The sequence below is a fragment of the Streptomyces sp. 2323.1 genome (genome assembly GCF_900221035.1).
Lineage (GTDB): Bacteria > Actinomycetota > Actinomycetes > Streptomycetales > Streptomycetaceae > Streptomyces > Streptomyces sioyaensis.
In genome coordinates, this window is record NZ_LT907981.1 from 362,234 (window position 1) to 378,001 (window position 15,768).

The 15,768-nt window shown below is 70.6% G+C and carries 1 protein-coding gene; it reads right to left on the reverse strand.

What is annotated here, in order from left to right; all coding sequences use genetic code 11:
* Positions 1–14: 14 nt before the first annotated feature.
* Positions 15–15,767, reverse strand: coding sequence for a type I polyketide synthase (locus CPH93_RS01285; protein ID WP_096211650.1), 15,753 nt, complete (start codon positions 15,765–15,767; stop codon positions 15–17).
* Position 15,768 lies beyond the last annotated feature (1 nt).

The window sequence follows — 15,768 nt, forward strand, 5'->3', positions numbered from 1 at the left end:
TTCACCAGCGGCGTTCAGGAACGGCCGAGCTCCTGATTGATGAAATCGAAGATCTCGTCGTCCGAGGCCGCATCCAGCTGCTGGGACACGGCGGACTTCGCATCGCCCTCGGCCGCCCCGCCCAGCTCAGACAGGATGCTCCGAAGACGGGCCTCGACGAGCCCCCTGGCGGCGTTCTCTGGGGAAAATCCTGAAATCGCGCTGGCCAGACGGTCCAGGTCAGCGAGTACGGCGGCCTCCGGCTCGACCTCTGCGGCGCCGAACAGGGCGTCGTGCACATGCTCCGCGAGAAGCTGTGGCGTGGGGTAGTCGAAGACCAGGGTGGCGGGGAGCCGCATCCCGGTCTCGGCATTCAGCCCATTGCGCAGCTCGACCGCGGTGAGTGAGTCGAATCCCAGGTCCCGGAACGCCCGGACGGGCTCCACGGCCTTCATCTCGCGGAATCCGAGCACGGCAGCCGTGTGGCCGCGTACGAGGTCGAGTACGGCCTGCGAGCGCTCCACCGCGGAAAGGTCCGCGACCCTACCGAGGAAGGAGTCTCCCCCGCCCTCGACCTCCGCCCGGGACGTGCCACCTATCGCGTCAGCGACCTCCGGCAGGTCGGCCAGCAACGGACTCGGACGGGCACTGGTGAACGCCGGAGCAAACCGCTCCCACTCCACATCCGCCACCACGACCGAACCCTCACCCGCACCAACAGCCACCTCCAACGCGGAGACTGCGAGGGCCGGGTCGAGCGCCCTCAGACCACGACGCAGCAGATGCTCCTCGGCGCCTTCGACGCCAGCCATTCCGCCGCCGGCCCACGGGCCCCACGCAACCGAACAGCCCACCGCGCCCCGCGCACGACGCGCCTCCACCAGAGCCTCCACAAACGCGTTCCCCGCCGCATACGCGCCCTGACCGCCACTCCCCCACACACCAGCAATCGAGGAAAACACCACAAACGCATCCAACTCCCGATCACGCAATGCCTCATCCAGCACCACGGCACCGGCAACCTTCGCCCCCATCACCTCAGCAAAATGACCTGCGTCCGCCTCACCCAGCGGCACGGAATCCACCACACCCGCCGCATGAACGACGGCATCCACCGCACACCCGGACAACAGCTCCTCGACCGCACCCCGATCAGCGACATCGCAGGCCGCCACCGTCACTCGTACGCCGAGGGCGGACAGCTCCGACTCCAACTCCACGGCACCAGGAGCCTCCAGACCACGACGGCTCGTCAGGATCACATGGTCGGCGCCATGCTCAGCCGCCCAACGGGCCACACGCGCACCCAGCGCGCCGGTACCACCCGTGATCAGCACCGTCCCCCGCGGCTGCCAACCGTCGGCAGAGCTGTCCCCAGCAGAAACATGCACCAATCTCCGCCCGAACACCCCGGACGCCCGCACCGCCACCTGATCCTCAGAGCCATCCGCCAGCACACCCACCAGGCGGTCGAGCGCCCTGCGGTCCACGGCCTCCGGAAGATCCACCAGACCGCCCCAACGATCCGGGAACTCCAGCGCCACCACCCGGCCCACGCCCCACACCGCAGCCTGGACCGGATCGGGGCCACCATCCGACCGACCGATCGCGACGGCCCCCTGGGTCACCACCCACACACGCCCACCCACACACGCATCACCCAACGCCTGCACCACCACAGTCGTCCACCACACACCCGCCGGGACCCCACCAGCGGATTCACCCTCCACGCCGCCCGGCAGCACCAGCACACCCGCGACGGCTTCACCTGCGATCCCTGCAAGTTGTTCAGTCAGCGCACCCCGCTCCACATCCAGGCCGTACGCCACCCGTTCTACCTGCACACCAGACGCAGCCAGCTCCTCCACCACCGAAGAGGCCACCCTCGACTCCGCCACACCCTCAGGCGTCACCACCAGCCAACGCCCGGACAACTCCTCGCCGGTTGCCCCACCAACCGGCTTCCACTGCACCCGATACCGCCAGCTGTCCACCGCCGACCGCTCACGCTGCTGCCGCCGCCACGACGACAACGCGCTCAGGGCCTCATCCCACGAGGCATCCCCGGCGATCGCCAGTTCCCCGGCCAGGGCGCCCGGATCCTCGCGCTCGACGGCCTCCCAGAACCACGCGGCCCCGTCGTCCGTCGGCTGCGCCGCGGCATTGCTGGCCGCAGTCCCCGGGTTGCTCGGCCAGAAACGCTCACGCTGGAACGCGTACGTGGGCAGATCGACCCGCCGGGCCCCGGCAAACAGTGCCTGCCACTGCACATCCGCACCGTGGACGAACATGCCACTGACCGCCGCCAAAAGGGCTTCCGACTCCAGCCGGTCCTTCCGCAAAGCGGGCAACAGCACCAGGTCCGCGCTGTCCGCGCAACCCTGCGCCATGGCGGTCAGAGTGCCGTCCGGCCCGATCTCCAGGAACCGGGTCACCCCCTGCCCCTCCACCCACCGCACACCGTCAGCGAAACGGACAGCCTCACGGACATGCCGCACCCAGTAATCGGGGGACGCCAATTCCTCCGCCGTAGCGAGTTCGCCGGTCACATTCGAGACCACCGGGATACGCGGCTCCGCATACTCGACGCTCTCCGCGACCGCCCGGAAATCGTCGAGCATCGGCTCCATCAGCGGGGAGTGGAAGGCGTGGCTGACCTGGAGGCGCTTCACCTTCCGACCCTCGGACTCAAATCGCTCGGCGATCTCCGCCACCGCGGATTCCTCACCGGACACCACCACCGCCTGCGGACCATTCACCGCGGCAATGCTCACCCGCTTCTCAAGCCCTTCCAGCAGTGGCAGCACCTCATCCTCCGACGCCTGAAGCGACACCATCGCTCCACCCGCCGGCAACGCCTGCATCAGGCGACCACGCGCCGCCACCAAACGACACGCATCCTCCAGTGACCACACACCCGCTACATGCGCAGCAACCAACTCACCAATGGAATGTCCCATGAGGAAATCCGGCCGCACACCAAAGGACTCCACCAACCGGAACAGCGCCACCTCCACCGCAAACAACGCCGGCTGAGTGAACCCCGTGCGATTCAATGCCTCGGCATCCTCACCGAACACCACACCCCGCAGCGACGACGCCAACTCGCCGTCAAAGCAGGCACACACCGCATCAAACGCGTCCGCAAAAACCGGGAAGGTGTCGTACAGCTCCCAGCCCATGCCCAAACGCTGCGCCCCCTGCCCGGTGAACAGGAATGCAGACCGCCCCAGTCCCTTGGTACCGCGCACCACGCCGGCAGCTTTTCGGCCCTCGGCGAGTGCGGTCAGACCCTGTACGGCCGTCTCGTGCTCATCGACGAGCAGTACGGCACGGTGGTCGAATACCTCCCTTGACGTGGCCAGGGAGAAACCGACATCGGCGGCGTCGGACCGGAACTCGTCCAGGTGCGTCAGGAGCCGGCGCGCCTGTGCCGTCAATCCGGCTTCGTCCCGCCCTGAGATGACCCAGGGCACTGCGGGCAGCTTGAGCGACTCTTCGCGCTCCACCATCTCGTCGGTTGCCGGTGCCTCTTCAATGATGGTGTGGGCGTTGGTGCCGCTGATGCCGAACGAGGACACACCGGCCCGCCGCGGCCGCTCGCCCTCCGGCCACTCCACGGCCTCGGTGAGCAGACGCACGTTGCCGGCCGACCAATCCACATGCGAGGAGGGCTCGTTGACGTGCAGCGTCTGCGGCAGGACGCCGTGCTGCAACGCCAGCACCATCTTGATGACACCGGCCACACCCGCAGCCGCCTGCGTGTGCCCGATGTTCGACTTCACCGAACCCAGCCACAACGGCCGGTCCTCGTCCCGGCCCTGGCCATACGTCGCCAGCAGCGCCTGCGCCTCGATCGGGTCCCCCAGCGACGTCCCCGTACCGTGCGCCTCCACCACATCCACATCCGACGCAGACAGCCCCGCACCCGCCAACGCCTGCCGAATCACCCGCTGCTGCGACGGACCATTCGGCGCCGTCAAACCATTCGACGCACCATCCTGATTCACGGCGGAGCCGCGTACGACCGCCAACACCCGATGCCCATTCCGCCGCGCATCCGACAACCGCTCCACCACCAACACACCCACACCCTCAGAAAACCCCGCACCATCCGCAGCATCCGAAAACGCCTTACACCGACCATCCGCAGCCAACCCCCGCTGCCGACTGAAATCCACAAACAACCCCGGCGTCGACATCACCGTCACACCACCGGCGAGGGCAAGGTCACATTCACCCGACCGCAGGGACTGCACCGCCAAATGCAACGCCACCAACGACGCCGAACACGCCGTATCCACCGTCACCGCAGGACCCTCAAGACCAAACGTGTACGACAACCGCCCCGACACCACACTCGCGGCGTTTCCGGTGCCGATGTAACCGCCCAGGTCCTCCTCACCCGACGCCACCAACAACCCGGTGTAATCCTGACCATTCGTCCCCGCAAACACCCCCGTACGCGACCCACGCAACGACCCAGGAACAATCCCCGCCCGCTCAAACGCCTCCCACGACGCCTCCAACAACAACCGCTGCTGCGGATCCATCGCCATCGCCTCACGCGGCGAAATCCCGAAAAACCCCGGATCGAACTCATCAACCCCCGGCAAAAACCCACCCTCACGAGTCGACACCTTCCCCGGCACACCCGGCTCAGGGTCATACAAACCCGCAACATCCCAACCACGATCCACCGGGAACGGCACCACACCATCCCCACCCCCAACCAACAACCCCCACAACTCCTCCGGCGACCCCACACCACCAGGGAACCGACAACTCATCGCCACAATCGCCACCGGCTCATCCGGCGATGTCGTCGCTGTCGGAGCAATGGCCCCCGCATCAGCGGTCTCGTCCCCGTCGGACAGCTCGCCTTCCAGGTGGCGAGCCACCACCAGCGGAGACGGGTAGTCGAAGACCAGAGTGGCGGGCAGCGGCAGCCCGGTGGCTGCCTGTAGATGGTTGCGCAGCTCCACGGCGGTAAGGGAATCGACACCGAGGCCCCGGAAGTCGCGGGTGGGCTCGATCGCCTCGGGGCCTGGGTGTCCGAGGACCAGTGCCGCCTGGGTGCGTACGAGTTCCAGCAGTGCGGCTCGCCGCTCGTCCTTGGACAAGGAGGCAAGCCGGGACCGCAGGGCGTCGGCCGGTGTCAGCTCCACCGCCGAGGAGACAGCGGTACGACGCGCACTTCTCCCCAGCAGACCGCGCATCAGCGGCGGGAGAACGCCCGCGGCATGCTGCTCTCGCAACATCGTGTGATTCAGCTGCACCGGGACCACCACGGGTACGGCGGTGTGTCGAGCAGCGTCGAACGCCTCCACACCGCGCTCCTCGGTGAACGGCGTGATGCCGCCGCGAGCCATGCGCTGGAGGTCGGCTTCGCTCAGTTCGCCGGTCATGCCCGCGTTCGGAGCCCAGGCACCCCACGCCAACGACCTCGCCGGGAGCCCCGACCCGCTACGCCGGCACATCAGGGCGTCCACGAACGCGTTCGCCGCCGCATAGTTGGCCTGGCCCGCGCTGCCGAAGGTTCCCGCCACCGACGAGAACACCACGAACTCCGCCAGGTCCGCGCCTCGCGTCAGCTCGTCCAGATGCACCAGCGCATCCACCTTCGGCGCCAGCACCGCGTCCATGCGTGCGGGCGTCAGGGAGGACAGCATGCCGTCGTCGAGTACGCCGGCGGTGTGGACGACGGCGGTGAGGGGGTGGTGCTTCGGTACGGAATCCAGCAAACCGCTCAACGCCTCACGATCGGCCGTATCGCAAGCAGCGACCTCGACCTCCGCGCCGAGCGCCTCCAGTTCGTCACGCAGCACGTCCACACCAGGAGCCTGCGGCCCCCGACGGCTGGCCAACAGCAGGTGTCGAACCCCGTGCTCGGCGACCAGATGCCGGGCCACCAACGCACCCAGACCACCCGTACCACCCGTCACCAACACCGTCCCCTCCACATCGAGGGACACCGGCATCGTCAACACGACCTTGCCCACGTGCCGCGCCTGACTCAGATACCGGAAGGCCTCAGGCGCCCTCCGCACATCCCACGCCGTCACCGGCAACGGCTCCAACACACCCCCCTCGAACAACTCCCGCACCCGCGCAAACATCTCCCCGATCCGATCCGCCCCCGCCTCCATCAGATCGAACGCCTGATAGCGCACACCCTCATGCTCCGCCGCCACCTGCTCCGGCACACGGATGTCGGTCTTGCCCATCTCCAGGAAACGTCCACCGCGCGGCAGCAGCCGCAGCGAGGCGTCCACGAACTCCCGCGCCAGGGAATCCAGCACCAGATCCACACCCCGGCCACCGGTCTCCGCCAGGAACGACCCCTCGAAATCCAGATCACGCGACGAGGCAATATGCGCCTCATCCAGACCCAGGCCGCGCAACGTCCCCCACTTGCCGGGGCTGGCGGTGGCGAACACCTCCGCGCCCAGGTGCCGCGCCAACTGCACCGCAGCCATCCCCACCCCACCGGCACCGGCATGCACCAGCACCGACTCGCCCGCCTGCAACCCACCCAACTCCACCAGCGCGTAATACGCCGTCAAAAACACCACCGGAACCGACGCCGCCTGCGCGAACGACCAGCCCTCCGGAATCCGGATCACCATCCGCTCATCCGCCACCGCCACCGGACCGAAGGCAAACGGGAACAACCCCATCACCCGGTCACCCGGCATCAGGCCCACGACATCGGGGCCCGTCTCGGTCACGACGCCGGCGCCCTCCAGGCCCAACGCACCCGCGTCCCCGGGGTACGTGCCGAGAACGTTGAGCACATCGCGGAAGTTCACCCCGGCGGCCCGCACCGCGATGCGCACCTGTCCGGGCTCCAGCTCTTCCCTCGCCTCGGGGCGCCGCACCAGGCGCAGGCTCTCCAGCGTGCCCTCGTCGGCGTTTTCGAGGGACCATCCGTCCTTCGGCAGGCACGGCATCGACAGCTCGTCCCGCCGGATGTTCGTGCTCAGCCTCGGCAGATAGGCCGTGCCTTCCCGCAGGGCGAGTTCGGGTTCACCCGAGGCCAGGGCGGTCGGCAGCGCTGCCAGCGAGGCGTCCGTGCCGTCGACGTCCACGAGCACGAACCGGTCGGGGTGCTCGACGCGTGCGGCTCGGACCAGGCCCCAGACCATGGCCTGTGCGGGGTCGGGCTGCTGTAGGTCCGCCGGGACGGCGTTCCGTGTCACCACCACGAGTCGGGTGGTGGAGCGGTGCTCGGCTTCCGTCCATTCCTGTATGCAGGCCAGGGCACGATTCGTGGCGGCCCGTGCGGCCGCGGGAGTTCCGTCGGGTTCGGCGGTGAGGGCGTCGAGGCGCAGCGCGACGAACGGCGGCATGGCCTCGTCCGGTGCGGAGCCGAGGTCATGGAGATCCCCGACATCCGCGAGATCGACGAGGTCGACCGGTTCCGCGGCGGTCTCGGGCACACGGGTCCAGTCGACCCGGTACAGGGCATCGGAGTGGGTGCTGCCCTGCCAGGCGCGGCTGAACGTCTCAGCCGTCATCGGCTGCCGGGTGAGGGAAGCGATCTCCGCCACCGGCTGTCCTACGGCGTCCGCCAGCTGGAGCGCCAGCCCGCCGTCCGCGCTCGCCGAGATACGTGCCCGCAGCACGGTGGCTCCCGAGGCGTACAGCTTCACGTCCTGCCAGGAGACCGGCAGTTGTCCGAGTACGGCAGTCTCGTGCGCTTCGAGCGCCAGGGCATGGAGGACGGTGTCCAGCAATGCGGGGTGCAGTCCGTATGACGAGGCCTCCGATGATTCGGGGAGCTCGACTGTGGCGAAGAGGTCGGCGTCCCGCTGCCAGACGGCTTGCAGCCCGCGGAAGGCGGGGCCGTAGGCGATCCCGGCGTCGGCGAAGGCCTCGTAGAGACCGTCCGCCGGGACGGGCTGCGCTCCTTCAGGGGGCCAGACAGCGAAGTCGAAGGTCTCGCGGTGATCGGCCGCGCCGAGCAGACCGGTGGCGTGCCGGACCCATGGTTCCTCCGCGACGCCGGTGCTCCCGATGCGGCAGGAGTGGAGGATAAGGGCGCGGGTGCCGTGCAGGTCCGGCTCCTCGATGCGCATTTGGATTTGGACGGATTCATGCGCCGGGAGCACCAAGGGGGCTTCGATGGTCAGCGACTCGACGTGGTCGCAACCGGCCTGGTCGGCGGCGCGGAGCGCGAGTTCCAGGAAGGCCGTGCCGGGAACGAGGAGGGAGCCGTCGACGACATGGTCCGCCAGCCACGGGTGGTCCTGCGCGGAGAGCCGGCCGGTGAAGACGACGGAGTGCGAGTCGGCGAGCGTCATGGTGGCCCCGAGCAGGGGGTGCTCGGCTGCCTGCAATCCCGCCGAACCGAGGTTGGTGGCGTTGGTATGGGCGAGCCCGAGCCAGTAACGCTGGTGCTGGAAGGCGTAGGTGGGCAGTTCGACCTGGCGCGCGCCGGTGCCGGCGAAGAGCGTGGCCCAGTCGACGGGGACGCCTCGGGCATAGGCGTGACCGAGTGCGGTCAGGAGCCCCGTGGCCTCCGGACGGTCCTTGCGGAGGGCGGGGACGAGGAGAGGGTCGGCGCCCGCGTCACTGTCGAGGCATCCCTGCGCCATGGCGGTCAGGGTGCCGTCCGGCCCGATTTCCAGGAATCGGGTGACCTCGTGCTCCGCCAGCCAGCGGATGCCGTCGGCGAAGCGGACCGCCTCGCGGACGTGCCGGACCCAGTAGCCAGGGGAGGTCAGTTCCTGCGGTGTGGCGAGCTCGCCGGTCAGGTTCGAGACCACCGGGATACGCGGCTCCGCGTACGCCACGCTCTCCGCAACGGCACGGAACTCGTCGAGCATCGGCTCCATCAGCGGCGAATGGAAGGCATGACTCACCTGGAGCCGCTTCACCTTCCGGCCCTCGGACTCAAAACGCCCGGCGATCTCCGCCACCGCGAATTCCTCACCGGAGATCACGACCGACTGCGGACCGTTCACCGCGGCGATACTCACCCGCCGCTCTTGGCCCTCCAGCAGCGGCATTACCTCATCCTCGGCGGCCTGAAGGGCGACCATCGCCCCACCCGCCGGCAATGCCTGCATCAACCGACCGCGCGCCGCCACCAGCCGACACGCATCCTCCAGCGACAGCACGCCCGCCACATGCGCAGCCACCAACTCCCCGATGGAATGACCCACCAGGAAATCCGGCCGCACATCAAAGGACTCCACCAGCCGGAACAGCGCCACCTCAACGGCGAACAGCGCGGGCTGAGTGAACTCCGTCCGATGCAACGCCTCGGCGTCCTCACCGAACACCACACCCCGCAGCGACGACTCCAACTCGCCATCGAAGTGCGCACACACCGCATCGAAAGCGTCCGCGAAGACCGGGAAGGCCTCGTACAACTCCCGGCCCATTCCAGGCCGTTGTGCCCCTTGCCCGGTGAACAGGAAGGCAAGGCTGCCTTCGGAGGTGGTCATGCCTTCGGCTACGTTGCCCTGGGGCTCGCCGCGGCCGAGGGCGTGCACGCTGTTGAGCAGCGTTTCCCGGTCCTCGCCGAGTACGACGGCCCGGTGCTCGAACGGCGATCGGGTGGTGGCGAGCGAGAGTCCCACATCCCGCGGGTCGAGTGCGGGGTGCGCGGTCAGATGCGCCGCCAGGCGCTCTGCCTGCGCCCTGAGGGCCGCCTCGCTGCGTCCGGACAGGACCCAGGGCACGAGGGCCGGTGCGGGCGTCCGAGTGGGTGCGTCCTTAGGGTCGCCGCCCTGGAGTTCGTCCTGGGGTTCATCCACAGGGGGCTGTTCAAGGATGACATGGGCGTTGGTGCCGCTCACGCCGAAGGACGAGACGCCGGCCCGGCGGGGCCGGTCGGCCTCCGGCCACGGTATGTCCTCGGCCAGCAGCCGTACCTTCCCGGCCGACCAGTCCACGTGCGAGGACGGCTGCTCCGCGTACCGGGTCCGCGGCAGGACGCCGTGCCGGAGGGCCTCCACCATCTTGATGACACCGGCCACGCCGGCTGCCACCTGCGTGTGGCCGATGTTCGACTTCACGGAACCCAGCCACAACGGCCGGTCTTCGTCGCGGTCCTGGCCGTAGGTGGCCAGGAGTGCCTGGGCCTCGATCGGATCGCCCAGGGTGGTGCCCGTGCCGTGGCCCTCGACCGCATCGACGTCCGAGGCCGAGAGGCCCGCGCCGACCAGTGCCTGCCGGATCACGCGCTGCTGGGAGGGGCCGTTCGGGGCCGTGAGGCCGTTCGACGCGCCGTCCTGGTTCACGGCGCTGCCGCGGACGACCGCGAGCACCTGGTGGCCGTTGCGGCGGGCGTCCGAGAGGCGCTCCACCAGCACGACGCCGGCGCCCTCACCCCAGATGGTGCCGTCCGCGGCGTCGGCGAACGGCTTGCAGCGGGCGTCCGCGGCGAGGCCCCGCTGCCTGCTGAACTCGATGAACGCACCCGGCGTGGACATCACGGTCACGCCGCCGGCGAGGGCGAGGTCGCAGTCGCCCGAGCGCAGGGACTGCACCGCCAAGTGCAAGGCGACGAGCGACGAGGAACATGCGGTGTCCACGGTCACCGCGGGTCCCTCCAGGCCCAGGGCGTACGCCACGCGGCCGGACACCACGGCGCCGGAGCTGCCGGTGAGCAGATGGCCCAGGAGGTCGTCGGGCATGTCGACGGAACCCGACCCGTAGCCCTGGTAGCCGCAGCCCACGAAGAGTCCGCTGCGGCTGCCCCGCAGCGACAGCGGGGCGATGCCGGCCCGTTCGACGGCTTCCCAGGAGATCTCCAGCAGCATCCGCTGCTGGGGGTCCATGGCCAGGGCCTCGCGGGGCGAGATCCCGAAGAAGCCGGGGTCGAAGTCGCCGGCGTTGCGGACGAATCCGCCCTCGCGGACGTAACTGGTGCCCGGGCAGCCGGAGTCGGGGTCGTAGACGGCGTCGATGTTCCAGCCGCGGTCGTCGGGGAAGGGCGTGATGGCGTCGCCGTCGGCGGCGATCAGCTTCCAGAGGTCGTCCGGTGACCGTACGTCCCCCGGGTAGCGGCAGGCCATGCCGACGATGGCGATGGGTTCCCCGTCGTCCTGGACGGGGTGCGCGAGGGCTGCGGTGTGCTGCTCGCCGAGGTCTCCCAGGAGTTCGGCGCGCAGATGACGGGCCAGTGCCGTCGGCGTCGGGTAGTCGAAGACCAGCGTCGGGGACAGGGGCAGGGCGACGGCCGTGGAGAGGGTGTTGCGCAGTTCGACGGCGGTGAGGGAATCGGTGCCGAGTTCCTGGAAGGTGCGGGTGGTCTCGACGGCGTCGGGGCCCGGGTATCCCAGGACGGTGGCGGTGGTCCGGCGTACCAGGCGGAGCAGGTGTTGTTCCTGTTCGGCGGGGGTGCGCAGGGTGGCGAGGAGGCTGCGGACGTCGTCGGACGGGGTGTCCTGGCCCGGGTTCTGGGCGGCGGCTTCGGGCAGTTTGCGGAAGAGCGCGTTGCGGCCTGCGGGGAACAGGTCCCAGTCGATGTCGGCGATGACGAGGTGTGTCTCGCCGTGGTCGAGTGCCTGGTGCAGCGCGACCAGGGCGGTGTCCGGCTCCATAGGCGGCAGGCCGGCGCGGCTGAGCTTGGCGCGAAGGGTGGGGTCGGCTGCCATCCCGTCGTGTGCCCAGGGGCCCCAGGCGATGCTGGTCGCGGGCAGGCCGTGGGCCCGCCGGTGCTGGGCGAGGGCGTCCAGGCCGGCGTTGGCCGCCGCGTAGTTGGCCTGGCCGGCCGCGCCGAGGGTGCCGGCGATGGAGGAGAAGAGGACGAACGCGGTCAGGTCGTGGGCGCGGGTCAGTTCGTGGAGGTTGGCGGCAGCCTCGGTCTTGGGGCGCAGCACGGTGGCGAACCGCTCGGCGTCCATGGTGGCGAGGGTGCCGTCGTCGAGGACGCCTGCGGTGTGGAAGACGCTGGTCAGGGGCTGGTCTTCGGGGAGGGAGGCGAGCAACTGCGCCAGTGCGTCGCGGTCGGCGGGGTCGCAGGCGGCGAGGGTGGTACGGGTGCCGTGTGCGGTGAGTTCGGCGACGAGGTCCTGGGCGCCCGGGGCATCGGGGCCGCGCCGGCTGATGAGCAGCAGGTGTGCGGCGCCTTCGCGGGCCAGTTGGCGGGCGAGGGCGGAGCCGATGGTGCCGGTGCCGCCGGTGATCAGCGTGGTGCCGTCCGGCGCCCAGGCGGACGCGCCGCGGGGCTGCTCGGGGCGGGGGGCGCGGACCAGTCGGCGGGCGAAGAGGCCGGAGGCGCGCAGGGCGAACTCGTTGCCGTTCGCGGGGTCGTGGGCGGGGGTGTGGAGCACCGCGCACAGTCGGTCCAGGGCGCGGTCGTCGAGCTGTTCGGGCAGGTCGACGAGGCCGGTCCAGTGGTCGGGGTGTTCGATGGCGGCGCTGCGGCCGAGGCCCCAGAGGGTGGCCTGCCCGGGGGCGCTGAGCGGGTCGGAGCGGCCGATGCTGACGGCGCCCCGGGTGGCGGTCCACAGGCGGACGGGGGCGTCGGTGCGGAGCAGTGCCTGGACGAGCGCACCGGTCTGGACGAGGGCGGCGGGGGCGTCGGGGTGGTGGGGGTCCCGGGCGGTGCCGAGGCCGAGGAGGGAGAGGACGTGGAGCTCGTCCGGGTCGCGGTCCCGGTCGCGGCTCTCCTCGATGCGTTGCGCGATGTGGTCGGCGTCGGCGTCCGGCGGCAGGCTCAGGGTGGTGACGGTCGCGCCGTGTCCGGCCAGTGCGGTCGTGAGGGCGGCGGCGACGGGCCGGTGGTGTGCTGCGTCCGTGTCGGGGACGACGAGCAGCCAGTAGGCCGGTGCGGTCGTGGCGGGGTGGGCGTCGACCGGCTCCCAGTGCTCCGCGTATCGCCAGGTCCGGGCGGTGGAGTGCTGCTGCTGTTCGCGGTGGAAGGCCGCGAGGGCGGGGACGACCGGTTCGAGGAGGGAGCGGTCGAGGCTGAGGCTGTCGGCGAGTTCGGGCACGTTCTGCTGCTCGACGGCGGTCCAGAACGCGGAGTCGGCCGGCCGGCTGCCGGTCGTGTCGTCCGCGGGTGCGGCGTGCAGCCAGTAGCGGGTGCGCTGGAAGGCGTACGTGGGGAGGTCGACGCGGCGCGCGCCGGGCAGCAGGGCGGCCCAGTCGAGGGGGACGCCGGAGATGTGGAGCCTGCTGAGCGCGGTGAGCAGGCCGAGGGCCTCGGGGGTGTCCTTGCGGAGGAGGGGGGTCAGCATCCTGTCGCCGTCGGGCAGGCAGGCCGCGGCCAGCGCGGTGAGGGTGCCGTCGGGGCCGAGTTCGACGAGCCGGGTGACGTTGCGGTCGGCGAGGGCGCGAACGCCGTCGGCGAAGCGTACGGCCTGGCGGGCGTGGCGTACCCAGTAGTCGGGGCTGCACAGTTCGTCGGCGGTGGCGAGGCGGCCGGTGACATTGGAGATGACGGGGATCTGCGGCTGCTGGTAGGCGAGTTCGCCGGCGGTGACGCGCAAGTCCTCCAGCATCGGGTCCATGAGCGGCGAGTGGAAGGCGTGGCTGACCCGCAGCCGGGAGACCTTGCGTCCCAGGTCCCGGAAGTGGCCGGCGAGGGTGTCCACGGTGGCTTCGTCGCCGGCGATGACGGTGGCGTCGGGGCCGTTGACCGCGGCGATGCTCACGCGGTCCGCGGTGTCCGCCAGCAGCGGCGACACCTCGGCTTCGGTCGCCTGGAGGGAGGCCATGGCGCCGCCGGGCGGGAGCGCCTGCATCAGCCGTCCGCGGGCCGCGACCAGGCGGCAGGCGTCCGGGAGGGACAGCACGCCGGCGATGTGCGCGGCGGCGAGTTCGCCGATCGAGTGGCCCATGACGACGTCGGGCTTGATGCCCCAGGAGGTGAGCAGCCGGAAGAGGGCCACTTCGAAGGCGAAGAGCGCGGGCTGGGTGCAGCCGGTCCGGTCCAGCGCCGCCGCGTCCTGGCCGAAGACGACGTCCGCGAGCGGCTGTGGCAGCTCCGGGTCGAGGTGTGCGCAGGCGGCGTCGAAGGCGTCGGCGAAGACGGGGAAGGTCTCGTAGAGCTCGCGGCCCATGCCGAGGCGCTGGGCGCCCTGGCCGGTGAACAGGAAGGCGGTCTTGCCGCGGAGCGGGGAGCCGCTGACGGCGGCCGCGGCGTGCGGGCCCTCCTCGGCGAGTGCGGTCAGCTTGCCGTGCAGGTCGGCCGGGTCGGTGCCGAGCAGCACCGCGCGGTGTTCGAAGGCGGATCGGGAGGTGGCGAGCGAGTAGGCCAGATCGTACGGGTCCACGTCGGGGTGGCTGTCCAGGTGTGCGCGCAGACGGCCGGCCTGTGCCCGCAGGGCGTCCGCGCTGCGGGCGGAGAGCACCCACGGAAGGTGCGGAAGTCGGGCGCGGGTGGAGGGCGGGGTGGCTTCGACGGCCTGTTCCCCGTCCACTGCGGGCTGTTCCCCGACCTCCGGCGTCTGGGTCCGGTCCTCCGGGGCCTGTTCCAGGATCGTGTGGGCGTTGGTGCCGCTGATGCTGAAGGAGGAGACCGCTGCGCGGCGCGGCCGGTCACCGTCCGGCCAGGCCACGGGCTCGGTCAGCAGCCGGACACTGCCCGCCGACCAGTCCACGTGGGTGGAGGGCCGGGTGGTGTGCAGGCTCTGCGGCAGGACGCCGTGCCGCAGGGCGAGGACCATCTTGATCACGCCGGCCACGCCCGCGGCCGCCTGGGTGTGCCCGATGTTGGACTTCACCGAACCCAGCCACAACGGCCGGTCGGCCGGGCGGTCCTGGCCGTAGGTGGCGAGCAGCGCCTGCGCCTCGATCGGGTCGCCCAGCGTCGTGCCGGTGCCGTGTGCCTCGACGGCGTCCACGTCGGCGGCGGTCAGTCCGGCGCCGGTGAGCGCGGAGCGGATCACCCGTTGCTGGGCGGGGCCGTTGGGGGCGGTGAGGCCGTTGGAGGCGCCGTCCTGGTTGAGGGCGCTGCCGCGGAGCAGGGCGAGCACGGGGTGGCCGTTACGGCGGGCGTCGGAGAGCCGTTCGACGAGGAGCATGCCGGCGCCCTCGCCCCAGCCGGTGCCGTCGGCGTCGTCGGAGAACGGCTTGCACCGGCCGTCGCGGGCGAGTCCGCCCTGCCGGCCGAACTCGACGAAGGCGGCGGGGGTGGACATGATCGCCACGCCGCCCGCGAGGGCGAGGTCGCATTCGCCCGCCCGCAGGGACTGTGCGGCGAGGTGCAGGGTGACCAGCGAGGAGGAGCAGGCCGTGTCGATGGTGACGGCGGGGCCTTCGAGGCCGAGGGCGTAGGCGACCCGGCCCGAGACGACGCTTCCCGTGGTGCCGGTGAGGATGTGTCCTTCGACGCCCTCGGGGACGTTGCCGCGCAGCCCGGAGCCGTACTCCTGATTGCTGCAGCCCGCGAAGACGGCGGTCCGGCTGCCGCGCAGCGTCATCGGGTCGATGCCCGCCCGCTCCAGTGCCTCCCACGACACTTCCAGGAGCAGTCGCTGCTGCGGGTCGGTGGCCAGCGCCTCGCGCGGGCTCATCCCGAAGAACTGCGGATCGAACTCGTCGGCGGTGTGCACGAAGCCGCCGCGGGTGGTCGTCACGTCGAGGGCGCCCAGGTCCCAGCCCCGGTCGGCGGGGAATTCGGACAGCGCGTCGACGCCCTCCGCGAGCAGCTGCCAGTACTCCTCGGGGGTCTGCACTCCACCGGGGAAGCGGCAGCTCATGGCCACGATGGCGAGGGGTTCACCGGCGGCGTCGACCAGCTGCTGGTGCTGTTTGCGCAGCCGGTCGTTCTCCCGCAGCGAGGCCCGGAGGGCTTCGACGATCTGATCCGCGGACGTGGCCATT

Bases quoted from the DNA above. Each gene is read 5' to 3' on its own strand.
- CPH93_RS01285 (WP_096211650.1), bottom strand. From the start codon at position 15,767: ATGGCCACGTCCGCGGATCAGATCGTCGAAGCCCTCCGGGCCTCGCTG.